Origin of the sequence: Herbaspirillum chlorophenolicum (genome assembly GCF_001189955.1) — a bacterium.
GTDB classification, from domain to species: Bacteria; Pseudomonadota; Gammaproteobacteria; order Burkholderiales; family Burkholderiaceae_D; genus Herbaspirillum; species Herbaspirillum chlorophenolicum.
Genome location: NZ_LFLT01000009.1, coordinates 69,101 through 92,221 on the forward strand (window position 1 = coordinate 69,101; position 23,121 = coordinate 92,221).

General features: G+C 62.1%; 23 protein-coding genes. 9 read left to right on the forward strand and 14 right to left on the reverse strand.

All coding sequences use genetic code 11. The features are described from left to right. Positions 1-12: 12 nt before the first annotated feature. Entirely contained in the window at positions 13-822 is an 810-nt protein-coding gene (hpnC, locus tag AKL28_RS08110; RefSeq protein ID WP_050467611.1) for a squalene synthase HpnC, read from the forward strand. 57 nt (positions 823-879) lie between these two features. Here hpnC and AKL28_RS08115 read toward each other — a convergent pair whose 3' ends face one another. Beyond that, positions 880-1,716, reverse strand: coding sequence for an HDOD domain-containing protein (locus tag AKL28_RS08115; protein WP_050467612.1), 837 nt, complete (start codon positions 1,714-1,716; stop codon positions 880-882). Positions 1,717-2,041: 325 nt separating this feature from the next. Here AKL28_RS08115 and hpnD point away from each other — a divergent pair, with 325 nt between their 5' ends. From hpnD to AKL28_RS08130, 3 genes are all read left to right on the forward strand, one after another. Beyond that, positions 2,042-2,875 (forward strand): presqualene diphosphate synthase HpnD, encoded by an 834-nt coding sequence (gene hpnD / locus AKL28_RS08120; protein WP_050467613.1) that lies wholly within the window; start codon positions 2,042-2,044, stop codon positions 2,873-2,875. Next, a complete protein-coding gene (gene hpnE / locus AKL28_RS08125) occupies positions 2,842-4,236 on the forward strand; it encodes a hydroxysqualene dehydroxylase HpnE (RefSeq protein WP_331456555.1) in 1,395 nt (464 codons plus the stop codon). The genes hpnD and hpnE overlap by 34 nt, the downstream gene beginning before the upstream one ends. 253 nt (positions 4,237-4,489) lie before the next feature. Beyond that, positions 4,490-5,632, forward strand: coding sequence for an alpha-hydroxy acid oxidase (locus AKL28_RS08130; protein WP_050467615.1), 1,143 nt, complete (start codon positions 4,490-4,492; stop codon positions 5,630-5,632). 75 nt (positions 5,633-5,707) lie between these two features. Here AKL28_RS08130 and AKL28_RS08135 read toward each other — a convergent pair whose 3' ends face one another. The 4 genes from AKL28_RS08135 to AKL28_RS08150 all read right to left on the reverse strand — a co-directional run bounded on the left by AKL28_RS08135 (position 5,708) and on the right by AKL28_RS08150 (position 8,975). Continuing rightward, on the reverse strand, positions 5,708-6,382 hold the full coding sequence (locus AKL28_RS08135; RefSeq protein ID WP_050467616.1) for an ankyrin repeat domain-containing protein: 675 nt from the start codon (positions 6,380-6,382) through the stop codon (positions 5,708-5,710). Further along, positions 6,379-7,158 carry a TatD family hydrolase gene (locus tag AKL28_RS08140; RefSeq protein WP_050467617.1) on the reverse strand — a complete coding sequence of 260 codons (780 nt, stop codon included), beginning with the start codon at positions 7,156-7,158 and terminating at the stop codon, positions 6,379-6,381. Before AKL28_RS08140 ends, AKL28_RS08135 begins: the two co-directional genes overlap by 4 nt. 61 nt (positions 7,159-7,219) lie before the next feature. Continuing rightward, on the reverse strand, positions 7,220-7,768 hold the full coding sequence (locus AKL28_RS08145; protein ID WP_050467618.1) for a response regulator transcription factor: 549 nt from the start codon (positions 7,766-7,768) through the stop codon (positions 7,220-7,222). Between the two features lie 46 nt (positions 7,769-7,814). Next, positions 7,815-8,975 (reverse strand): ATP-binding protein, encoded by a 1,161-nt coding sequence (locus AKL28_RS08150; RefSeq protein ID WP_231602370.1) that lies wholly within the window; start codon positions 8,973-8,975, stop codon positions 7,815-7,817. A gap of 441 nt (positions 8,976-9,416) precedes the next feature. On the opposite strand from AKL28_RS08150, the gene AKL28_RS08155 reads away from it, so the two are divergent. Then, on the forward strand, positions 9,417-11,618 hold the full coding sequence (locus tag AKL28_RS08155; protein ID WP_082221419.1) for a TonB-dependent receptor: 2,202 nt from the start codon (positions 9,417-9,419) through the stop codon (positions 11,616-11,618). Between the two features lie 102 nt (positions 11,619-11,720). On the opposite strand, the gene AKL28_RS08160 is transcribed toward AKL28_RS08155, so the two are convergent. The 4 genes from AKL28_RS08160 to mltG all read right to left on the reverse strand — a co-directional run bounded on the left by AKL28_RS08160 (position 11,721) and on the right by mltG (position 14,968). Then, positions 11,721-12,227, reverse strand: a complete 507-nt coding sequence (locus AKL28_RS08160; protein WP_050467620.1) for a GNAT family N-acetyltransferase — start codon at positions 12,225-12,227, stop codon at positions 11,721-11,723. A gap of 61 nt (positions 12,228-12,288) precedes the next feature. Then, positions 12,289-13,335 (reverse strand): DNA polymerase III subunit delta', encoded by a 1,047-nt coding sequence (locus tag AKL28_RS08165; RefSeq protein WP_050467621.1) that lies wholly within the window; start codon positions 13,333-13,335, stop codon positions 12,289-12,291. A gap of 12 nt (positions 13,336-13,347) precedes the next feature. Beyond that, complete coding sequence (gene tmk / locus AKL28_RS08170) at positions 13,348-13,956, reverse strand: dTMP kinase (RefSeq protein WP_050467622.1); 609 nt, start codon at positions 13,954-13,956, stop codon at positions 13,348-13,350. A gap of 31 nt (positions 13,957-13,987) precedes the next feature. Then, positions 13,988-14,968, reverse strand: coding sequence for an endolytic transglycosylase MltG (mltG, locus tag AKL28_RS08175; RefSeq protein ID WP_050467623.1), 981 nt, complete (start codon positions 14,966-14,968; stop codon positions 13,988-13,990). 167 nt (positions 14,969-15,135) lie between these two features. Here mltG and ygfZ point away from each other — a divergent pair, with 167 nt between their 5' ends. From ygfZ to AKL28_RS08190, 3 genes are read left to right on the forward strand one after another with little or no spacing between them, the layout of a single operon-like run. Beyond that, the gene (ygfZ, locus tag AKL28_RS08180) at positions 15,136-16,200 is read left to right on the forward strand and encodes a CAF17-like 4Fe-4S cluster assembly/insertion protein YgfZ (RefSeq protein ID WP_050467624.1); all 1,065 of its coding nucleotides are present in this window, start codon (positions 15,136-15,138) and stop codon (positions 16,198-16,200) included. Positions 16,201-16,228: 28 nt separating this feature from the next. Continuing rightward, positions 16,229-16,528 (forward strand): DUF4936 family protein, encoded by a 300-nt coding sequence (locus AKL28_RS08185; RefSeq protein ID WP_050467625.1) that lies wholly within the window; start codon positions 16,229-16,231, stop codon positions 16,526-16,528. Further along, positions 16,519-17,367 carry an NRDE family protein gene (locus AKL28_RS08190; protein ID WP_050467626.1) on the forward strand — a complete coding sequence of 283 codons (849 nt, stop codon included), beginning with the start codon at positions 16,519-16,521 and terminating at the stop codon, positions 17,365-17,367. Before AKL28_RS08185 ends, AKL28_RS08190 begins: the two co-directional genes overlap by 10 nt. A gap of 315 nt (positions 17,368-17,682) precedes the next feature. Here AKL28_RS08190 and AKL28_RS08195 read toward each other — a convergent pair whose 3' ends face one another. Then, positions 17,683-19,005 carry a dicarboxylate/amino acid:cation symporter gene (locus AKL28_RS08195; protein WP_050467627.1) on the reverse strand — a complete coding sequence of 441 codons (1,323 nt, stop codon included), beginning with the start codon at positions 19,003-19,005 and terminating at the stop codon, positions 17,683-17,685. Positions 19,006-19,307: 302 nt separating this feature from the next. On the opposite strand from AKL28_RS08195, the gene AKL28_RS08200 reads away from it, so the two are divergent. Beyond that, on the forward strand, positions 19,308-20,915 hold the full coding sequence (locus AKL28_RS08200) for a methyl-accepting chemotaxis protein (protein WP_050467628.1): 1,608 nt from the start codon (positions 19,308-19,310) through the stop codon (positions 20,913-20,915). Between the two features lie 10 nt (positions 20,916-20,925). Here AKL28_RS08200 and AKL28_RS08205 read toward each other — a convergent pair whose 3' ends face one another. The 4 genes from AKL28_RS08205 to AKL28_RS08220 form a co-directional block, all read right to left on the reverse strand. Continuing rightward, positions 20,926-21,345 carry a GNAT family N-acetyltransferase gene (locus tag AKL28_RS08205; RefSeq protein ID WP_050467629.1) on the reverse strand — a complete coding sequence of 140 codons (420 nt, stop codon included), beginning with the start codon at positions 21,343-21,345 and terminating at the stop codon, positions 20,926-20,928. A 28-nt stretch (positions 21,346-21,373) separates the two neighbouring features. Next, on the reverse strand, positions 21,374-21,808 hold the full coding sequence (locus AKL28_RS08210) for a PaaI family thioesterase (RefSeq protein WP_050467630.1): 435 nt from the start codon (positions 21,806-21,808) through the stop codon (positions 21,374-21,376). 11 nt (positions 21,809-21,819) lie between these two features. Continuing rightward, positions 21,820-22,122 (reverse strand): Dabb family protein, encoded by a 303-nt coding sequence (locus AKL28_RS08215; protein ID WP_050467631.1) that lies wholly within the window; start codon positions 22,120-22,122, stop codon positions 21,820-21,822. Between the two features lie 77 nt (positions 22,123-22,199). Then, entirely contained in the window at positions 22,200-23,060 is an 861-nt protein-coding gene (locus tag AKL28_RS08220) for a LysR substrate-binding domain-containing protein (protein WP_050467632.1), read from the reverse strand. Positions 23,061-23,121: the final 61 nt, after the last annotated feature.

Below are 23,121 nucleotides of genomic sequence, written 5' to 3' on the forward strand. Positions count from 1 at the left end.
AAAAGCGGCTTCATGGCTGTCGACCACTACGAAAATTTTCCTGTCGCCTCCCTGCTTTTGCCTGCCCGCCTGCGGCCTGCGGTAAGCGCCATCTATGGCTTCGCGCGCAGTGCCGACGATATTGCCGATGAGGGCGATACCCAGCCCGCACAGCGCCTAGCCGCGCTGCAAGATTATGAACAGCAGCTCGACCTGATCGCACAAGCGGGGCATTGTGAAGCCCCCATCTTCCGCCGCCTGCAGGACGCCATACGAAAACACCAGTTGCCGCTGCAGCCCATGCGCGACCTGCTCTCGGCCTTCAAACAGGATGTCGTGACCACCCGCTATGCGCACTATGAGGATCTGCTGGACTATTGCCGCCGTTCGGCCAATCCGGTCGGCGCCTTGATGTTGCACCTGTACGAAGCGCCGACCGAACAAAATTTACGCGACTCCGACGCCATCTGCAGCGCACTCCAGCTGATCAATTTCTGGCAAGACGTTGCCATCGACTGGCAAAAGTCGCGCATCTATCTTCCACTGGAAGACCTGGAGCGATTCGGCGTCAAGGAGCAAGACATTGCCGATGCCCAGGCGGATGCCCGCTGGCAAGCGCTGATGCGGTTTGAGGTAGAACGTGCGCGGGCGCTGATGCTCTCGGGCGCGCCATTGGCAAAACGCCTGCCAGGGCGGATCGGCTGGGAGCTGCGGCTGGTGGTCCAAGGCGGATTGCACATCCTGGAGCGTATCGAGCGGGTCAACGGCGACGTATTTCGTCACCGTCCCAAGCTGGGCAAGGCCGATTGGCTGACGGTAGGCTGGCGCGGCCTCACCATGTAACAACGCCCGCCAGGCCATTCCAGCCGGGCGGGCGCTACAGCATCGGAGCCGCTATTATCAGACCAGCAAGGCCGTGGTGAGCGAGCGGATCTGCTCTTCCGAATCGTCCAGCAAACCGCGCAACGACTGGTCGCCGATGTAGTCATCAACCAGGCTCTCGCCGCCGATGCCGGCTTCGGCCACCGTGCGCTGGAACGGCGAAGGCACCGGCGACAGCTCCTTGGCCAGCAGCAAGACATCGCCGATGGTGACCGGCGGCAGCACCCGCACGCCATGCCACAGGGACTCGATCGCTTCCGTCACTGGCTGCGGTACCCCCAGCTTCTTCAGCACGGAGCGGCCGATCATCTTCTCGCCATACTCGGCCCAATCCTCGACGCCGCCCGCCAGCAAATCCGGGAACTCATCGGTGCGCGACAGCAGGTAAAAGCCGCCAACTTCATGGACGATACCGGCGAACATCGCCGTTTCCGGGTCGCCATTGGTCAGTTTGGAAGTCAGCACGTGGGCAGTGGCCGCCACGTGGGCACAGTGTTCCCACAGCTGCGCGGCCTTGATGCGCATGGCCGGATTGCTGATGGTGCGGCCCAGCTGGCGCACGATGACCGAAGTGGTAATGGTGTTGAGGGTACGGAAGCCCAGCCGCATGACGGCAACGCGCACGTTGTTGATCTCGCCGCCGGAGCGGTTGTAAGCGGCCGAATTGGCAATGGCAACGGTACGCGCCGACACCAGCGGCTCGGCCATCACCAGCTTGGCTGCCTGCTCCAGGTGGCAGTCGGGATCCGACAATGCCTGCTGCAGCTTGATCGAAGCACTGACGTTGGCCGGGAACACCAGCTCCCCCCGTCCGGCCTGCGAAGCGATGTTGCGAAAGATTTCCAGTCTGTCCATGACGTCTCCAGCCTCCAAGGTTATCGGTCGTTTGTTGCGCCGCATCGTGCCATCCGCGTGCGGTCTTCCTTGTCCGTGCGATCGTTCAGTTGCCTCTATATCGGCAGGAACCGCCCTGTTTTTATAGGCTTCACGCGTATTTTTACGGCGGCAATTGGTGCCTTGAGCTTAATGGACATCATGGCCCGCCGCAATACGATGGTAGCGCCGCATTTGCCCTCCTGTGCGCACTCGGCTAGCATAGCGCCTTTGCCGGATTTTGCCTGTTCCGGCGCCAAAAGGTCACAAAAGGCATTTGTACGCCACGCACCCACCGCCGCTACCCATGTCTCCAGACGAATACTGCCAACAGAAGGCCGCCGCCAGCGGCTCCAGCTTTTACTACAGCTTCCTGTTCCTGCCGCCGGAACGCCGGCGCGCGATCACGGCGCTGTACGCCTTCTGCCGCGAAGTCGACGACACGGTCGATGAAATCGAAGATTCGATGGTGGCCCGCACCAAGCTGATGTGGTGGCGCAAGGAAATCGCCGCCATGCTGGAAGGCAACCCGACCCACCCGGTGACCAAGGCCTTGCATCCGCACGTGGCCGTCTACCAGCTCAAGGGCGAGCACCTGCAAGCCATCATCGATGGCATGGAGATGGACCTCGACCAAAGCCGCTATCTCGACTACCCCGGCCTGCAGCGCTATTGCTGGCACGTGGCCGGCGTGGTGGGCATCCTCTCGGCCAGCATCTTCGGCCATACCCAGGGCGGCACCCTGCTCTATGCGGAAAAGCTGGGCCTGGCCTTCCAGCTCACCAACATCATCCGCGATGTCGGCGAAGACGCCCGCCGTGGCCGCATCTACCTGCCCGTCAACGAACTGCAGCAATTCAACGTGACCGCCGCCGACCTCCTCAACGGCCGCCACAGCGATCGCTTCGAAGCGTTGATGAAATTCCAGGTGCAGCGCGCCCACGCCATCTACGACGAAGCCTTCGCCTTGCTGCCCAAGGAAGACCGCCGCGCACAGCGCCCCGGCCTGATGATGGCGGAGATCTACCGCACCCTGCTCGATGAAATCGAGCGCGACGGCTACCAGGTGCTGAACCAGCGCATCTCCCTCACGCCCATCCGCAAACTGTGGCTGGCGTGGAAAACCTACGTGTTCGGCTGATGCCGAACGACTCCGCGCGCCACTACGCCGTCATCGGCGGCGGCTGGGCCGGCTGCGCAGCAGCGGTCACGCTGGCGGCGGCCGGCAGCCAGGTCAGCCTGTTCGAGGCCGGCAAGATCCTCGGCGGGCGTGCACGCCGCATAGAGATTGACGGCCGCACGCTGGACAATGGCCAGCACATCCTCCTGGGCGCTTATGGCGCCTCGCTCAAACTGATGAAGCAAGTCGGCGTGAAACCGGCCGAGGCCTTGCTGCGCCTGCCGCTGCAGATGCGCTATCCGCTGCAAGCCGGCGGCGAAGGCATGGACTTCGTCGCACCGCGCCTGCCAGCGCCGCTGCATGTAGCCATCGCGTTGCTGCGCGCCAAAGGATTGGGCAAGGAAGACAAGATGGCGCTGGCGCGTTTTTCCACCACCGCGCGCTGGATGGGCTGGCAGTTGCACGAGGACTGCAGCGTGGCCGAACTGCTGGAACGCTTCGAACAGACGCCGCGCCTGATCAGGCTGATGTGGAATCCGCTCTGCATCGCCGCACTGAACACGCCCCCTGAACGCGCGTCGGCCAAGGTATTCCTGAACGTGCTGCGCGATAGCCTGGGCGCACGCCGTGCGGCGTCCGACATGCTGATTCCGCGTATCGACCTCAGCGCCATCCTGCCGCAAGCCGCCGCAGCGTACATTGGGCAACGCGGCGGACAAGCCATCACCGGCACTGCGGTCGGCTGCTTGCACGCCACTGGCGATGCCGGCACCTGGCGCCTGGAAGACCGTCAGGGCGGCAATCTTGGCGAATTCGCCGGGATAATCATCGCCACCGGCGCCGACGCAGCCGCGCAATTGCTGGATGGAGCCCGGGGGCCGGCAAGCGCTTGCGATACCAGCGCCTTGCACGCACTGGCGTACGAACCGATCACTACCTGCTACCTGCAATATGCGCCGACACTGCGCCTGCCGCTGCCGTTCTGCGCACTGGCCGACGATCCGCAGCGCCGTGCATGGGGGCAATTTGCCTTTGACCGTGGGCAACTGAGCGCCGATGCTGCCGATGCAGGACTGCTGGCGGTAGTCGTCAGCGCCGCCGGCCAAGCCATCGCAGACGGCCACGCGGCGCTGCTGGATGGCATCGCCCAACAATTGGCGGTTGACTTCGGGCGCCCCGAATTGTCCATTCCACAATGGAGCAAGGTAATCACCGAAAAGCGCGCGACATTTTCCTGCACACCAGGACTGCAACGGCCGATCAATACCGGCTTGCCGTCCGGGCTCGCGCTGGCAGGCGACTATGTGGCCGGCGACTATCCGGCCACGCTCGAAGGCGCTGTGCGCAGCGGCATCGCGGCCGCCCGGATCGTGGCCGCCTGAGCCGGGTGCCAGACCAGGGAAATCCGCTCCCATATCAGCCCAAACCCATAGCTCATCACGGGTTCTTCCGATACCTTCCGGGCCTTGGGTCATATAAAATTTTCATGGATAGACGGAAATGGATTCACCCCACGCATCACCGCTTTGATCTAGCATAGTGACAAGCTCGGAGCAGCCCCGATTCCGGTTCGTGCCGGCGCTCCACCCTGCCCCGCGGCCATGTGCCGCGTTTCATTTTTACGGAGAAAACAATATGCCGGTCATGACCTGTGTCGAAGACTTTCGCCTGCTGGCGAAAAAACGGGTTCCCAAGGCCTTCTACGACTACGCCGATAGCGGCTCCTATACCGAAAGCACCTATCGCGCCAACAACGACGACCTGGCCGCGCTGAAGTTGCGCCAGCGCGTGGCGATCAATGTCGACGAGCGCAGCACGCGCACCACCATGATCGGCCACGATGTCACCATGCCGGTGGCCATTGCGCCAACCGGCCTGACCGGCATGCAATGGGCCAACGGCGAAATGCTGGGCGCCATCGCCGCCGAGAAGTTCGGCATTCCCTTTACGCTGTCGACCATGAGCATCTGCTCCATCGAAGATGTCGCCAGCGTGACCACCAAGCCGTTCTGGTTCCAGCTTTACGTGATGCGTGACCGCGGTTTCGTCAAATCGATGATCGACCGCGCCAAGGCCGCCAAGTGCTCGGCCCTGGTGCTGACGCTGGACCTGCAGATCCTCGGCCAGCGCCACAAGGACCTGAAGAACGGCATGTCGGTGCCGCCCAAGCTGACCCTGGACACCCTGCTCGACCTGGCCAGCAAGCCCGGCTGGGCGCTGCGCGCGCTGGGCGGCCGCAAGACGTTCGGCAACCTGGCCGGCCACATCAATGGTGGCAACAGCGGCAGCGGCGTGCAAACCCTGTCGAAGTGGACCGCCAGCCAGTTCGACCCGACCCTGAACTGGGACGACGTTGCCTGGATCAAGGAACAATGGGGCGGCAAGCTGATCCTGAAGGGCATCCTGGACGTGGAAGATGCCAAGATCGCGGCCCAGACCGGCGCCGATGCGCTGGTGGTTTCCAACCATGGCGGCCGCCAGCTGGACGGCGCGATGTCGTCGATCCAGGCGCTGCCGGCGATTGCCGAAGCGGTTGGCGACCAGATCGAAGTCTGGTTCGACGGCGGCATCCGCTCCGGCCAGGACATCCTGAAGGCCGTGGCGCTGGGCGCCAAGGGCACCATGATCGGCCGCGCCTTCCTCTACAGCCTGGGCGCCATGGGCGGCGAAGGCGTTTCCCAGATGCTGGAAATCCTGCGCAAGGAACTGGATGTGAGCATGGCGCTGACCGGCACCAAGGACATCAAGGACGTTGGTCGCCAGATCCTCGTGCCCTGATAGCGGGCTACGGCTAATAAAAATCCCGGGCGCCGTAAGGTAGCCCGGGATTTTTTATGGATGGAAGAAAACCGTTCAGAAACGCGGTTTTTCCTGCAGCACCTCGATCACTTCGGTTTGCCCATAGCGCCGCGCCAGATCCATCGCGGTCAGGCCATCCTTGTTCTTCAGCGTGAGATCGGCGCCGCCGTCGCGCAGCACTTCCACCGCCGCCACCCGGCCGCGCATGGCGGCCAGCATGACCGGAGTCATTTTCTCATCCGGGGATTCGGCATCGATATAGGCCGAGGCATCCAGCAGCAGCTTGACGATCTCGGAGCTGCCATTGATGGCGGCGTAATGCAAGGCGGCCCAGCCCGGCCGGTTGACTTCAACCTCGCGTGCGAGCAGCAGCTTGACTACCGGGATGTTGCCGTAGAAGGCCGCCAGCATCAGTGGCGTATCGCCGTTGGTGGCTTGCGCTTCAAGGTTGACGTCAGGCGCGTTGACCAGCAGGCTGAAGGCCTTCATGGAATCCTCCCGGATGGCCAGCATCAGGCCGGTATAGCCGCGCCTGGGTTCGATCAGGTTGGGCCCCATTCCCCGCTGCATCAACTGCTTCAGGAAGTAGACATTGTCCATGCGGATCGCCTGGAAATACTCTTCATAGGCGCCGGCGCGCGCCGCGCCCGGCAGCAGCATGGAGGTGTACAGCAGTACGCGGCCGAAGCGGCCGACACGGGAACGGATCTTTTCCAGCAAAGACGTCATGGTGCGATTCCAAACAGCTTGAAGAAATTGTCACTGGTCTGGCGTGCGACTTCGGCAGCGGAAATACCGCGCAGGTCGGCGATGAATTCGCCGACGTGGCGCACATAGCCGGGTTCGTTGGTCTTGCCGCGGAACGGCACCGGCGTCAGGTAGGGTGAATCGGTCTCGATCAGCATGCGCTCCAGCGGAATGGTGCGCGCCACCTGCTGCAGGTCCTTGGCCGACTTGAAGGTGACGATGCCCGAAAACGAGATGTAAAAGCCAAGCTCGATGGCGGCATCGGCCACTTCCTGCGACTCGGTGAAGCAATGCATCACGCCCGCCGCGCCGCCGGCCTGCGGGCTCGCGCCTTCTTCACGCATGATGCGGATGGTGTCTTCCGACGCCGAGCGGGTGTGGATGATCAACGGCTTGCCTGTCGCACGCGAGGCGCGGATATGCGTGCGGAAACGCTCACGCTGCCATTCCAGGTCGCCTTGCAGGCGGTAGTAGTCCAGCCCGGTCTCGCCGATGGCGACGATGCGCGGATGGTCGGCCAGCTTGACCAGTTGCTCGACGTCCGGTTCGGGCGTGTCCTCATAGTCGGGATGCACGCCGACCGATGCGTAGATATTGGGATATTGCTCGGCCAGCGCCAGCACTTGCGGGAAGTCAGGCAAGTCGACCGACACGCACAAGGCATGGCTGACCTTGTTTTCAGCCATCTTGCCGAAAATCTCAGGCAAGCGCGCGGCGAGATCGGGAAAATTGATGTGGCAATGGGAATCGATATACATGGCCGCTATTGTAAAGCGATGCGCCGCAGGTGTCGCCCCCGGAGGAGGCTTTGAGAAGGCGCTACTTCGCCACCGGCCGCTTGGAGAGCTTGCGCTGCAGAGTCCGGCGATGCATGTTGAGCGCACGGGCGGTGGAAGAGATATTGCCCTCGTGCTCGGCCAATACCCGCTGGATATGTTCCCATTCCAGGCGCTCCAGCGACAGCGGAGCCGCCTCGTCGGCCGGCGGGGCGATGTCGGCCGCTTCGTCCCGCGCATCCCCGTGGGCCAGCGCCGACAGGATGGAGTCGACATTGGCCGGCTTGGACAGGTAATTGTCTGCACCCGACTTGATCGCCTGCACCGTGGTGGCAATGCTGGCATAACCGGTCAGCACCAGGAGGCGTGCGTCCGGCAATGCCTGGCGCAACGGGGAGACCCATTGCAGGCCGGAATCCTTTTCCAGCTGCAGGTCGATGGTGGCGTAGTCGAAGCTTTCCTTGCGCGCCGCTGCCAGTGCCTCCTCGCCGCTGTGGGCCACAGTGGCGCGAAACCCCCTGCGCGTGAGCGAGCGCGCCAGCGTGCCGGCAAAAACGTCGTTGTCGTCGAGGATCAGGAAAGCAGCGCTCATCAAAAATCAGAAACCAGTCGTTGTCGATACGTAAAATCAGGCCGCGTCAGGATACGGGAAACTGCAATTCAGCCACCGTCCCCTCATCCACCACTGAACGCAGTTGCAAGCGGCCTCCCATCTGCGCCGCCGCGGCGAAGGCCAGCATCAGGCCGATGCCGCGGCCACCGGAACGGCTGTCCACCGGCCCATCACCCAGGCGGGGCAACAGCTCAGGCGCGATACCGCAGCCGTTGTCGGCTACCCGAATGATAGCCGTCTTTTGGTTTTCCTTCGCAGGCTGGCGTGCCGCATCGGCAATCAGTGACAAGCGAATCTCGCCGGCGCCGCCGCGCTCCCGGACCGCATGGGCGGCATTGTCGAGCAAGGTCAGCAGTATCTGCGACAGTTCCTGCAATTGGCCCGCCACGATCCCTTCCTGCTTCAGATCCGCCGCCAGCAATACTGCGGGATGCCGCAGGCGCCAGCCATCGATCAACATGGCCAGCCACGGCGCCAGCGCTGCGGTCTCATCGCTGCGCCCCTGGGCATCGGCGTCCAGCCGCATGCTCTCCAGCGCCTGCTTGCACACCGCGATCTGTTCCTCGACGATGCGCAGGTCTTCTTCATACATGGCCAGCGCGGCATTGCCGGCCATATCGCGACGCATTTCCCCGGCGATCACGGCCACCGTCGACAGGGGCGTATTGAGCGCATGCGCCGCGCCCGCCGCCTGGGTACCCAGCGCGACGATACGTTGCCCTTGCAACTGCTGCTCCCGGGCCAGCGCCAGTTGTGCGTCGCGCATACGCATGGCAGCGGCGATGCGGGTAACGAACCAGGTAATGAGCAAGGCCGAAATCGAGAAATTGATCCACATCCCGGCCAAGTGGTAGGTCATGGCCTGCTCGTGGTCATGGATGTGCAACGGCTCGTACACATAGACGAGCGCCGAATAACCGGCCAGCGCGCACAGCATCAGTGCACCGGCATAGGGCCATGCCAGCGTGGCCGCCCCCGCCGCCAGCGCCGGCAAATAGAAAGACACGAAAGGATTGGTGGCCCCGCCGGAGAAGTACAGCAAAGCCGACAGCACCGCTACATCCAGCAGCAGCTGCACGAACAGCTCGCCTTGCCCGGCCGGATGGGCCACATGCATGCGTCCCATCGTCGCCGCATTGATGGCTGCCTGCAAACCGATCAGCCCCAGCAGCGCCGGTAACGGCAAGCTTATTTCCAGCCACCAATGCGCTCCGGCCAGCACCAGCAGCTCGCCGCCGATAGTGGCCCAGCGTAGCCAAAACAGGCGGGACAGGACAGCGTGATGTCGCCATCCTGTGACGGCAGAAAAATTATCCGTGGGCAATATGAAGAAGGAGCGTGGCGAAGGCATTGCGGGATTATAAGCGGCACATCCTGTGAGATGCCGAACTGCCCGGCCACAGCTGGGCAGGCCGCGGCTATGGACGACCTTGCCGGCGTTGAAAGCCGTGGAATCGCGTGTTTTTGCATTTCCGAGACACTCTTATGCAGGCGGAAGCAAATTGGGCCTCAAATAATAATTGAGAACGCAAACAATAATTATTATCAATTATAATTTTCCCAGTTTTACCCATCCAATACAAATCGAGCAAAGCCCCGGCTCTTGCTGCATTCCACGAAAGATTTCATGTCCCTCCGCCTCACTCCGCTGGCCGCGGCATTGGCCCTCGCATTCATCACTCCCTTCCAGGTTCATGCGCAAACCGCTCCACCAGATAAACAGCCTGGCACGGATACGGCACTGCCTGAAGTCACCATCAGTGCCGACAAGGACCAGTCGGTTCCAGGCAAGGCATACGCCGGCGGCAAGATCGTGACGGGCGGCAAGATCGGTGTGCTCGGCAACCAGGACACGATGAACGTCCCCTTCAGTGTGGTCAGCTATACGGCCGAAGGTATTCAGAACCAGCAAGCCAAGAGCATCGCCGATGCGCTCGCATCAGACCCTACGGTACGAACAGGCCTGGGATACGGCAATTTTTCGGAACTGTTCACCATCCGCGGTTTTACCCTGACGGGCGACTCCATCAGCTATGACGGCTTGTACGGCATTGTGCCTCGCCAGCTGGTCGCGGTCGAAAGCCTGGAGCGTATTGAATTGCTCAAAGGCGCAACCGCATTCCTGAATGGGGTAAGCCCCGACGGGACCGGGTTGGGCGGCACCATCAACATCGTTCCCAAGCGCGCGACCGATACCCCAATCAACCAGTTCACCGTTGACTATACGGGCGACAGCCGCCTCGGTGCGAGCGTCGACATCGGCCGCCGGTTTGGACCGGACAACCAACTGGGCATACGCGTCAATGCCCTGGCCCGCGATGGCGTGGGCAGCATCGACAAAGAAGGCCGCAACACCCGCATGCTCAGCCTCGGTTCCGACCTGCGCAGCGGCAACCTGCGCCTTTCCGCCGATTTCACCTATCAAAAACAGACCGTGACGCAAGGACGCTCGACGGTTAACGTGCGCCCTACCGCCACCGCTGCGCCATCGGCCCCATCGGCAAGCAGCAATTTCGGACAGCCGTGGTCCAACTCGCTTCTGGAAAATACCTTCGGCGTTGTAAGGGGTGAGTACGATCTCTCCCCCAATGCGACGATTTATGCCGCAGCGGGCGCCCAGCATGCCAATGAATACGGCACATATTCTTCCCCGACAGTAGGCGCCAACGGGGTCGGCACCGGCGGCCTGCTGCGCGTCTCCAATAAGCAAGACACCTTGAGCGGAGAAACCGGCGTCAAGCTGAAGTTCGCCACCGGCCCCGTGAAACACCAGGCCAATGTTTCGTTCTCGGCCATGCAGCAAAGCGTCTATAGCGGCTTCGATTCCAATCCTGGTTCCTATGCCGTCAACATTTACAACCCGGCCGATGTTGCCTTGCCTGCCAAGGGCACGTCCAACTATGCAGGCGGCGCTTCGTTGCTGGATTCCGGGATAACCTCGCGCAATACCTTGCGCAGCGCGGCCATCTCGGACACCTTGTCATTCCTCGATGACCGCCTGATGCTGACGCTGGGCATCCGGCACCAGAATATCCTGACCAAGGGATATAGCGCGGGCATCCAGTCCTCGACCTATAACCAGTCGGCCAACTCGCCGGCGGTTGGCATTGTCCTCAAACCTTGGAACATGGTGTCGGTTTACGCCAACCATATCGAAGGCTTGAGCAAGGGCGATACGGCCGGCGCCACGTACCTGTCGACCCCGGTGAGCAATGCCAGCCAGCCGCTGGCTCCGTACAAGACCAAGCAGAACGAAGTCGGCATCAAGCTGGAAGCCGATAAGATTGGCGGCGGCATCAGCCTGTTTGAAATCAAGAAACCGACATCGGGCTATAGCATCAACGGCAGCACCTACACCTTCGGCGCCATCGGCGAACAGACCAACCGCGGCATCGAGTTGACCATGTATGGCGACCCGGTCCAGGGTCTTCACCTGAACGGCGGCTACTCATACATTGACGCCAAGCTCAACAAGACCCAGTCTGGCGCCCAGGATGGCAATTACGCGCCGGGCGTGTCCAAGAACCTGTTCAACGTTGCCGCAGACTGGGAAGTGCCGCAAATGCGCAATCTGGTCCTGTCCGCCAACTACATCTACACCGACAAGCAATATGTGAACTCTGGCAATACCACCACCATTCCGTCGTGGAGCCGGGTCGATCTGGGGGCACGCTACAAATTCGCGATGCAGAAGCAGACTGTCACGTTGCGCGCGGCGATCGAAAACATCGGCGACAAATCGTATTGGGTAGCAAGTTCGCAATACGGCAACGTTCTTACGCTCGGGAATCCGCGTACCTTCAAGCTGTCGGCAACAGTCGACTTCTAATTTCGAACAAGAATCCGGGCCACAACAAAAAGGGAAGCATCAGCTTCCCTTTTTGTTCTCAAAAGACTTAAGCATTGCCCAAGCAAGCCGCAGAGTGCTTGCTCATCCTACGCGCTTGCCCAAAATCACTAGATCACGCTCCACGCCATCCAGCGTCGCCACGCGCGGCATATGGGCCCAGCGTTCGAAAGCAAAGGCCTCGAACAGCTTCAGGCTGGGCTCGTTATGGCCAAAGACGAAGCCCAGCAGCGTATGCACCTTGACCTGCGGCGCATGGGCAATCGCCTGCTCCAGGAAGTAACGCCCCAGGCCGAGGCCGCGCGCCTTTTCGTGAATGTAGACCGACAGCTCGGCGGTACCGGCATAAGCCGGGCGGCCATAGAAATTGGAATAGGACAGCCAGCCGATGATTTCGCCATCCCGCTCGGCTACCCACAGCGGGCGCCGGGCCGGATCATGGTCATCGAACCAGGCCTGGCGCGATTGGACTTCGACCGGTTCGGTATCGGCCGTCACCTGGCGCGAGGCGATGGTGCTGTTGTAGATGGCGACGATGGCCGGCAGGTCGCCCTGGACGGCGAGGCGATGGGAATAGTGGGAAGCGCTCATGATAAAAACAATGAAAACAAACAGGAATGCCGGCAGGCACGGCCATCAACCGGTCGATCGGTCAGTCGAACAGGCCGGCGTAATCGATCAGCATCTCCTCGATAAACAACTTGGCCGACAACGGGTGGTCCGCGATGGCGCGGCGCTCGCCCATGCCCTTGATCGCGCGGGAGATGGCAATGACATCGGCGCGTTCAGCCAAGCGGCCCAGCTCTTTTGCATAACGCGGGTAATAACGGATGTGGTCGGCGGACTTCAATGAGAACAGGTCGTACAGCCAGCGCTGCACCCAGCCGACCAGGTCGGACACCGGCGCCTTCTGCAGCTTGTCGGCTGTGCGCAATGCGCCGTCCACGCCAGGCTGGGCCAGATGACGCAACAGTTCGTCCAGCACCTCGCGGCTGTCGCCCTGGGCAGCTTCCAGCGCCGCCAACGGCGCCCCACCCTGTTCGGCCAGCCAGGCATCGGCGTCCTTGACGCCCTGCTCCTTGAGCCAGGCCAGCGCGGCCTCCTTTGGCGGCGCCGACAGGGCGAACTTGCGGCAGCGCGACAGGATGGTCGGCAGCAAGCGGTCGAGACGATTCGACAGCAGCAGGAACATGGTGCCCGGCGGCGGTTCTTCCAGCGTCTTGAGCAAGGCATTGGCAGCCGCAGTGTTGAGCGCTTCGGCCGGGTACAGCATCACCACCCGCAAACCGGAGCGGTGGGTGGAAACGTTCATGAAATCGGCCAGCGCACGGATCTGGTCGATCTTGATTTCCTTGGAGGGCGTCTTGCTGGCCTTGGCGCTTTTCTTTTCCTCGCCGCCCTCGCCCTCATCGCCACTGGCGATCTCGTCTTCCAGTACCTCGGGCCGCACACGGCGGTAGTCGGGATGGTTGTATTGCGTGAACCAGTTGCAGGAAGCGCAAGCGCCGCAGGCATGCGCCTCGGGAGTCGGCGCCTCGCACAGCAGCGACTTGGCGAAGGCTTCGACGAAGACGGTCTTGCCGGTGCCTTGCGCGCCATAGAACAGCAAGGCGTGCGGCAGGCGTTCGCGCAACTGCTGCAGCTGCTTCCAGCTTTCGTCCTGCCAGGGCAGCAGCGATGAATTAGTGGGTGTACTCATGGAATGGCAATCTCACAGGGCCGCGACGATGCCGCGCAGCTCTTCCCGGATCTCGGGGATGGGCCGCGTGGAATCGATGATGCGAAAGCGCGCCGGGAATTCGGCGGCGCGGCGCAGGTATTCGGCACGGGTGGCGGCGAAGAAGTTGGCCTTCTCCTGCTCGAACTTGTCCGGGGTGCGCTCGGCATCCAGGCGCGCTCGCGCCACTTCGAGCGGTACATCGAACAGCAGCGTCAGGTCCGGCTGCAGGTGCGGGTGGACCCACTGTTCCAGCGCGTCCAGCTTGTCCAGTGACAACTTGCGGCCGCCGCCCTGGTAGGCGAAGCTGGCATCGGTAAAACGGTCGGAGATCACCCAGTCGCCGCGCGCCAGCGCCGGCTCGATCACCTGCGCCAGGTGTTCGCGGCGCGAGGCGAACATCAGCAAGGCCTCGGTTTCCAGGTGCATTTTCTGGTGCAGCAGCAGTTCGCGCAGCTTTTCGCCCAGCTCGGTGCCGCCCGGTTCACGCGTGGCGACCACGGTCAGGCCGCGTGCGCGCAGTTGCTCTGCGACGAAAGCGATATGCGTCGACTTGCCGGCGCCGTCGATGCCTTCGAAGGTAATGAATTTGCCTGATGCCATGAAGGGACCGCTGAATGAATAAGTGGAGGAATCAACGCTGGTAGCGGTTGACGGCCTGATTGTGTTCGTTGAGGCTGCTCGAAAAATGGCTGGTGCCGTCGCCGCGCGCCACGAAGTATAAGGCCTCGGTCTTGTCCGGGTTCATCGCGGCCGCCAGCGAGGCGGCGCCGGGCAAGGCGATGGGCGTAGGCGGCAAGCCCGCGCGGGTATAGGTGTTGTAAGGCGTATCGGCCAGCAGGTCGGCCTTGCGGATCTTGCCCTGGTAGCGCTCGCCCATGCCGTAGATCACGGTGGGATCGGTCTGCAGCAGCATGCCCACCCGCAGGCGATTGACGAACACGCCGGCCACCATGCCGCGTTCGGACTTCTGGCCGGTTTCCTTTTCCACGATCGAGGCCATGATCAGGGCTTCGTAGGGCGTGCGATACGGCAGCGACAGGTCGCGCTTGCTCCAGGCTTCATTCAGTTTCTTGTTCATCAGGGCGAAGGCCTGCTTGTAGATCTGCAAATCGCTCGCCCCCTTGGCGAAGAGATAGGTATCGGGGAAGAACAGACCTTCCGGCTGGGTATATTCGGTCGTCAGCTTGGCCAGCACCTGCTGGTCGGTCCAGGTGATGGTGTCGTGCTTGAGGGCCGGCTGTTCGGCGATGGCGCGGCGCATCTGCTTGAAGCTCCAGCCTTCGATCACGGTCAGCGCCTCCTGGGCGAACTCGCCGCGCACCAGTTGCAGCAGCAGCCGTTGCGGCGTATAGCCGGGTTTGAGCTCGTAGCTGCCGGCCTTGATGCGTCCGCCCTCGCCGCTCAAACGCGCGTAGATGGTGAACAGGTCGGGGTTGATCGGCACGCCCGCCGCCGCAATCTGCTGCGAAGCGCCCGACACGCCGCTGCCCGGCGTGATGGTGAAGGCAATGGTCTGCCCGGTCGCGTCGACGATGGGCTGCTTGGACCAATAAATGCCGGCCGTCGCCACCAGGGCCGCCAGCAAGAGCAATGTCACAAATAACTTCTTCATACCAAATACAAAATCCCTGTTTCCTGACGCGTTTTTTCGGACATCACTATAATCGAGGCATCAATGATAATCGCTGGCACGGCAGTTGCCTAATTTGCCTGCCGTGCAGTGTTTTCAGCGGCAACCGGCAAGCTGCACATCAACCGCACGCAAAACTATTTATATTTATGACTGAACTGACCGCCTCGACCTCCGTCTGGCTCGACTTCCTGAAACAGCAAGGTGCACAATTCGATGCCGACGGCGCCGAATTGCTCGGTTTTGGTGCCTCTGCGCCCGCGCCTGAAAGCCTGGAGAGCTTCATGGCGCCATTGACCGGTCTGGGCATCATCGGCGTGGCCGGCGACGATGCCGCCAGCTTCCTGCACAGCCAGCTCACCAATGACGTGGAGCACCTGGACACCTCAGCCGCCCGCCTGGCCGGTTATTGCTCGCCCAAAGGCCGGCTACTGGCCAGTTTCCTGATGTGGCGCAATCCCGAGTTCATCTTCCTGCAACTGCCGCGCCCGCTGCAGGCCGCCATCCAGAAGCGCCTGCAGATGTTTGTGCTGCGCGCCAAGGCCAAGCTGTCCGACCAGGGCGCCAATACCGCCATCATCGGCCTGGCCGGCCCGGCGGCGAAGAATTCGCTGGCCGAATGGTATCCGGTGCTGCCGGCTGAACCTTACGCAAAAATCGACAACGCCAACGGCACCCTGCTCCGCCTGGCCGACTCGGCCGGCAACGCGCGCTACCAATGGGTCACCAAGCCGGAAATCGCTATTGCCGCCTGGCCCAGGCTGAGCCAGCACCTGACGCCGACCGGCCCGCAAGCCTGGCGTCTGTCCGACATCCGCGCCGGCGTGCCGCAGATCACTGCGCCGACACAGGAGCAATTCGTCCCGCAGATGGTCAACTTCGAGCTGATCGGCGGCGTCAATTTCAAGAAGGGCTGCTACCCCGGCCAGGAAATCGTGGCGCGCAGCCAGTACCTCGGCAAACTCAAGCGCCGCACCATGCTGGCGACCGTGGACAGCAATGCAGTGGTAGCCGGCAACGAAGTGTTTTCCAGCGCCGATCCGGCGCAACCCTGCGGCATGGTGGTCAATGCCGAAACAGCCGGCGAAGGGCGTTCGCTGGCATTGGTGGAAATGAAGCTGGCCGCAGCCGAAGGTCAGATTCACCTGGGTTCGGCCGAGGGTCCTGCCCTGCATTTCCACGATCTGCCCTACGAGCTGGCCGATCCGCAATAAGCGAACAACGCACCCACGCCCACAGGCCATGGATCTCTACATTTACTACCGCGTCCTGCCCGCGCAAACGCAGGTGCTGCAGGCCAGGCTCAAGGCCGTGCAGGCAGTATTGCAAACCCGCTTCGATGTCACCGTCGGCATCAAGCGCCGCCCGGGCGAACAAGACGGCAAGCAGACCTGGATGGAAATCTATGAACGTCTTCCATCCGGCCAGGAAGACGATTTCAGCCGTGCGCTGGAGCAGGCGCTGGCCGAGGCAGGAATCCCCGCCCTGATCGACGGGCCGCGCCATGTAGAACATTTCGAGGATGTCGCCTTATGTGCCTGATCATCTTCGCCTGGAAAGTCATCCCCGGCATGCCGCTGATCCTGGCGGCCAACCGCGACGAATTCTATGCCCGCCCGGCGGCCGATGCCGGCTGGTGGAGCGATTATCCGAAGGTGTTCGCCGGCCGCGACCTGCAAGGCGGCGGCACCTGGCTTGGCACTACCCGCGACGGCCGCTTTGCCGCCTTGACCAATGTGCGTTCGCCATCGGAACGCCGCGCCGATGCGCCGACCCGCGGCATGCTGGTGTCCGACTACCTGGCCGGCGACATGGATCCGGCCGAATACCTCAGGCACATCGAACCCACCGCCCATCGCTTCAACGGCTTCAACCTGCTGGTCGGCGACCGCGACAACATGCTGTGGTATTCAAACCGCGGCCAGGAAGACGCACGCAACGGCAAACCGCTGGATTACGGCGTCTATGGCCTGTCCAATGCCCTGCTCGACTCGCCCTGGCCCAAGGTCACGCGGGCCAAGGCGCAGTTCGCCAGCCTGCTGTGCCAGGGCGCGCCGGAAGAGACCTTCTTCGAGATGCTGACCGATGCCACCCGCGCCAACGACTGCCGCCTGCCCGATACCGGCGTCGGCCTGGAAAAGGAGCGCATGCTTTCGCCGATCTTCATCCGCTCGCCGGACTACGGCACCCGTTGTTCGACCGTGTTGCGCGTCCCCATCGTGGGCGAGCCATTGCTGACCGAACATGTCGTCGATCTGATGGCCGTGCAATATGCCGCCGAGCCGCCAACCGATGCCAAATGCAAGATCCCGTGCAAACCCAGCGTGCAGGCGGATGCGAAGGATGCAGCGGCGGATGGCAAGGCAGCCGGCAGCCTCTGACGGCAATGCCCGCCGCCCCAGAATGCCGCCAAGAAATAACCAAATCGAATATCTGATATTTGGAAGATAAATTGGCCCGATTTGATGCTCGGCAGTAAAGTAGCACCTGTCTCCTCCAATTTCCTCCTTAAAGAATTGGATTGAAGCCCACACCGCAAGGTCGTGGGCTTTTTTTTTCGCCCATGCCCTGCGCGGCCGGAATCGTCCCAAGGCAATTAGCTGGCGATACAAAAAGAAAAGCGGACCGAAGTCCGCTTTTCCACTTGCCGGCCATCCCGGTGGCGCCGTTTCCGGCCCATCCGGGGATCGCTCTTCTTAGTTGTGCATCTTGGATTGCGTGCGGTCCAGCACGGCTTCCGGTGCACTTGCCTCCTCGCTGGTTTCATTGTTCAGCACCGCCTGCAGGCGCTTCTCATCCAGCTCTCCACTCCATTTCGCCACAACCAGGGTCGCCACGCCGTTGCCGACGGTGTTGGTCAGCGCACGCGCTTCGGACATGAAGCGGTCGATGCCCAGGATCAGCGCCAGGCCTGCCACCGGCAGGTGGCCTACCGCCGACAGCGAGGCCGCCAGCACGATGAAGCCCGAACCGGTAATGCCGGCCGCCCCCTTGGAGGTCAGCATCAGCACTGCCAGCAGCGTCAGTTCCTGCACGAAGGTCATCGGCGTATTGGTCGCCTGGGCGATGAACACGGCCGCCATGGTCAGGTAGATCGCGGTGCCGTCCAGGTTGAACGAGTAGCCGGTAGGAATCACCAGGCCGACCACGGTCTTCTTGGCGCCGGCGTTTTCCATCTTGGCCAGCATGCGCGGCAGCACCGATTCGGACGACGAGGTGCCCAGCACGATCAGCAGCTCTTCCTTGATGTACTTGACGAACTTCCAGATCGAGAAGCCGTGCAGGCGGGTAATGATGCCCAGCACCACGAACACGAACAGCAGGCAGGTCAGGTAGAAGGTACCCATCAGCTTGGCCAGCGAGAACAGCGAACCCACGCCGTACTTGCCGATAGTGAAGGCCATGGCGCCGAAAGCACCGATCGGGGCAACCTTCATGATGATGCCGACCACCGAGAACAGCACATGCGAGATCTTCTCGATGAAGTCGAAAATCATCGTGCCGCGGCCGCCGAACTTATGCAGCGCGAAGCCGAACAGCACCGCCACCAGCAGCACCTGCAGCACATCGCCCTTGGCGAAGGCATCGATCATGCTGTTAGGGATGATGCTCATGGCGAAATCGGTCACCGTGCCCAGCTTGCCGGGGGCGGTATAGGCCGCGATGCTCTTGGTATCCAGCGACGCCGGGTCGATGTTCATGCCGACGCCCGGCTTGAGCACGTTGACCAGCACCAGGCCGATGATCAGCGCCACGGTACTGACGATTTCAAAGTACAGCAGGGCCAGGCCGCCGGTCTTGCCGACCTTCTTCATGTCTTCCATGCCGGCAATACCGGTCACGACGGTACAAAAGATCACCGGCGCGATGATCATCTTGATCAGTTTGACGAAACCGTCGCCGAGCGGCTTCATGGCTTCGCCAGTGGATGGGTAGAAGTGGCCCAGCAGCACGCCGATCACAATGGCGACCAGGACCTGAAAGTAAAGCGACTTATACAAAGGCTGTTTTGCCGTCATTTGTCATTCTCCAAAAAGCATCAATTTCCGGCCTGCCTCAGGTAAATATGGCGCTCAAGTACCTGGCAAACCGCCGGCCCTCCACGGCTCGTCGTCCGCTCAGGCTATTTTGTGTCCGGGAGACTCCTCCTCTCCGGTTCGGGCGCAGTATGTATCAGAGGCCAATCCGCCGGTATTGTGGGAAACCACATCAACAGGTAAAGACGGCGCGTCCAGGGCCATTTCGCCCGCTATTTCGCCCTCTTGCGGTGCAATAAATTCGTTATAGTACGAACCAGGAAAAAAATAATAGGAAAAGTATTGTGCAACGCAAACTGACGGTCACCGTTCGCCTGGGAATCCTGGTCACGGTGCTGTGCGCCATTGTGGTGGTAGTCGCCTGGTACGGCATGCTCGGCATCGCCTCCAGCAACGAAAAGCTGAAATACGTCTATGAAGACCGTACGCTGAGCCTGATCCAGATTGCGAAGGTGCGCGATGCGCTCTATCTCAACCGGGATGTCATGGGCCGTGCGCTGATGCTGCTCAACGTGTCGAACGAGCCCGGGCGCGACGGCTTGACGCCGCAGGAGCAGATCGCCCGGCAACTGTCCCGGCTGAAAGCGCTGGATGCATCCCTCAACGAAAGCTGGCATACCTATATGGCCAGCGGCATGACCCATGAGGAAAACCGCGTCGCCCTTGAATTCGAGAAAGGCTGGGAGAAATACCAGGAACAGCGCGCCGGCATGACCAGCCTGATCGACTCCGGCCAAGTCGCCCAGGCCAACCAGCTATGGCCGCAGATCACGCCCCTGCTGGGTACGCTGGCATCCCAGCTGGCCACCCTTGGCCAGTTGCAGGAGCAAGCCACGCGCACCATCTACGACGAAGCGGTCGCCGAATACCGCCGCCTGCGCCTGCATAACCTGCAGATTGCCGGCATCAGTCTGCTGCTGGGCATTTCCCTGGCGGTGTGGATCATTGTGAGCCTGCGCCGGGAATTGGGTGGCGAGCCCGCTTATGCTGCCCACATCGTGCGCCAGATCGCCGAAGGCAACCTAGATATCGACGTCAGGCTGCGCCGCAACGACAGCAGCAGCCTGTTGTACGCCATGCAATCGATGCGCAACCGGCTGACGGAAATCATGCAGCGCGTAACACTCTCGACCCAGTCGCTGGGCCATTCCTCGCGCCAGCTCAACGCCACGGCGCAAGCGCTGGCCCACGCCTCCAACGAGCAGGCCGTCGCCGTGGAAGAAGTCAACACCGCCATCTCCAGCATGGGCGACGCCATCCAGGAGACCGGCGAACACGCCCGCCGCACCGACCTGATCGCCCTGGCCGCCGCCGCCGATGCCGACAAGAGCGGCGCCGCCGTGCAATCGACGGTGCAAGCCATGCGCGGCATCGCCCGGCAAGTCGGGGTAATCGACGACATCGCCTACCAGACCAACCTGCTGGCGCTCAACGCCGCCATCGAAGCGGCGCGCGCCGGCGAAAACGGGCGCGGGTTCTCGGTCGTGGCCATGGAGATTCGCAAGCTGGCCGAACGCAGCCAGGACAGCGCGCGTGAAATCAGCGAAATCGCCGAACAAAGCGTGACGCTGGCGGAAGAAACCAGCCAGCGCCTGGTCGAGGGCACCCTGCACGGCATCCGCCAGGCTTCCCAACAAATCAACCAGATCACCCTGTCTTCCACCATGCAGGAAGAAGGCGTACAAGAAATCGGCATGGCGGTGACACAGCTCAATGAAACCACGCAGCGCAATGCCGCCGCCTCGGAAGAACTTGCCAGCACCGCTGAACGGGTGGCGGAGAACGTCCTTGAACTCGGTACGCAACTGGGCTACTTCCGCCTGGCCGGAAACACGCTGGAATTGGGACGGACAGGAAGTTCACCGGCCGCCATCGAGGGACGGCGCCGGTAACGATGAATGCTTACGCCAGGCTGGCGCGCATGATGATGTGAGGAATGCCCGCCTCCATGAACTCTTCCCCTTCGCGGGCAAAGCCATGGGCGGCGTAGAACGGCTCGGCATGGGTCTGGGCGTTCAGGATGACCTCCTTGTCGCCGCGCGCACGCGCGGCCCCGATCAGGGCCTGCAACACCGCCCCGCCGACGCCCTTGCCGCGCCCCGCCTTCAATACCGCCATGCGGCCCACATGGCCGTCCGGCAACAGGCGGCCGGTGGCCAGCGGCGAACCGTCCTCGGCATAGGCCACGGCATGCACGCACACCGCATCCATCTCGTCCAGCTCGATCTCGGCCGGCACGTTCTGTTCGTCGACGAAAACCTCGAAGCGGATCGGCTGCGCATGGCCGCGCAGTTCTTCCCAATTGCCGACGATGATTTTCATTGGCGTCTCCCTGCGATTGCTTGCTTCGTTATTCATGGTCGAGCTTCCTGGAAATGTCGAGCCGGCGGATCAGCTTGAAGGTGCCCATGGCCTTGGCCACCAGCTTGTCGCCATTCCACAGCTCGGCCTGGCAGAAGCACATGGTGGTCGAACGGTGATAGGTATGCCCGCGCGCGACGATGGTCTCGCCCGCGTGGCCAGCCGGCTGCAGGAAGCTGCTGCTCATCTCCACCGTGGCCGACGACTTCGCATCCGGCACGCCGGCGCGCGCCGACAGGCCCATCGCCACATCCATCAGCGTCATCGAGATGCCGCCCTGGGCCACCTGCCAGCTGTTCATGAATTCCGGCTTCAGGCGCAGCGCCATCACGGCGCGGTCGTCGCCGTATTCCAGCACTTCCACACCGAGTTCCTGCAAATAAGGATTCCCCTGCGGGAAAACATCGGTCAAGGCAAGGTTCATCGTCTTGCCGGTCAGATCTCGTAATCCATGCACTGACGCCCTTCACGCACCGCACCGATGAAAGGCTTGATGGCGACATGGTCGGGATGCTCCTGGTAAGCATCCAGCGCCGCGCGCGATTCGAACTCGGAGTACAGCACCACGTCGTAAGTCGCTTCCAGGCCGGGCTGGGCCACCACCGCCTCGAACTTCAGGATGCCGGGCACCACGTTGGCACAGCTATCGAGCAGTGCCTTCATCTTGACGATGTTGGTCGCGCGGTCGGCGCCTTCGGCTTGTTCTTTCAACTTCCACATCACGATATGCTTGATCACGTTCGGTCTCCGATGGCTTGCAAATTTGGACAAACCGTAATGATAAGCGAAAGGCCTGTTTCAGGCAGGGGACACGCTCAGCCGCGCGCCGCGATCTTCATGAAGGAACCGACCAGCCGCCCCTCGCGTCGCTCGGCCAGGCAATACACATAAGTGTGCGTGCTGACCGGATCGCCCTCGATGCGCACCATGCGAAAACGCGGGTCCGGCACGAACTCGGCCTCCGACACCGTGCCCAGCCCAAGTCCGCGCGCCACCGCCTCGCGCAGCGCTTCGCGGCTGCCGATCTCCATCACCACCTGCGGCGCCACGCCGGCGTCCTGCAAGACTTTTTCCAGCGCCAGGCGCGTGGTCGAGCCCTGCTCGCGCATCAGCATCGGCTGGTCGGCCAGCTCGGAAAGCGCAACCGATTCGCGTTTGTAAAAGGGATGGCTGCGGTGCGCGAACAGCACCACCGCATGGTCGGCATAAGGCACCGCAAAAAAACGCGCATCGTCGGTGAAGCTGGCCAGTACCGCCACATCGGTGACGTAGTTCTCCAGGTCGGCCAGCGACTGCGCCGAATTGCCCAGCTTGATCGATAGCTCGACCTTGGGATAACGCGCCCGGTAGGCATCCACCATCTCGATCACGTGGAACGGCCCGACCGCGCCGATGCGCAAGTGGCCGACATGCAGCGCACCAGAATTGACCAGCAGGTTCAGCGCATCCAGCTCCAGCTCGGCAATGTTCTGCGCGATCGGCAGCAGGCGCTGCGCAGTCTCGGAAAGGTCCAGCCGGCGTCCACGGCGAAAGAACAGCTCGACATTGTGTTCGCGCTCCAGCAATTGCACCTGGGTGGTCAGGGTCGGCTGGCTCACGCCCAGCACACGTGCCGCGGCGGAAAAGCCGCGGTGGCGGGCCACCGCCAGGAAAGCGCGTAGTTGCGAAGGAGTCATCTATAGCCTTGATCAATAGTTGAAAGCATTTTTTTCGATTATATCGATAACACAGCCGTCA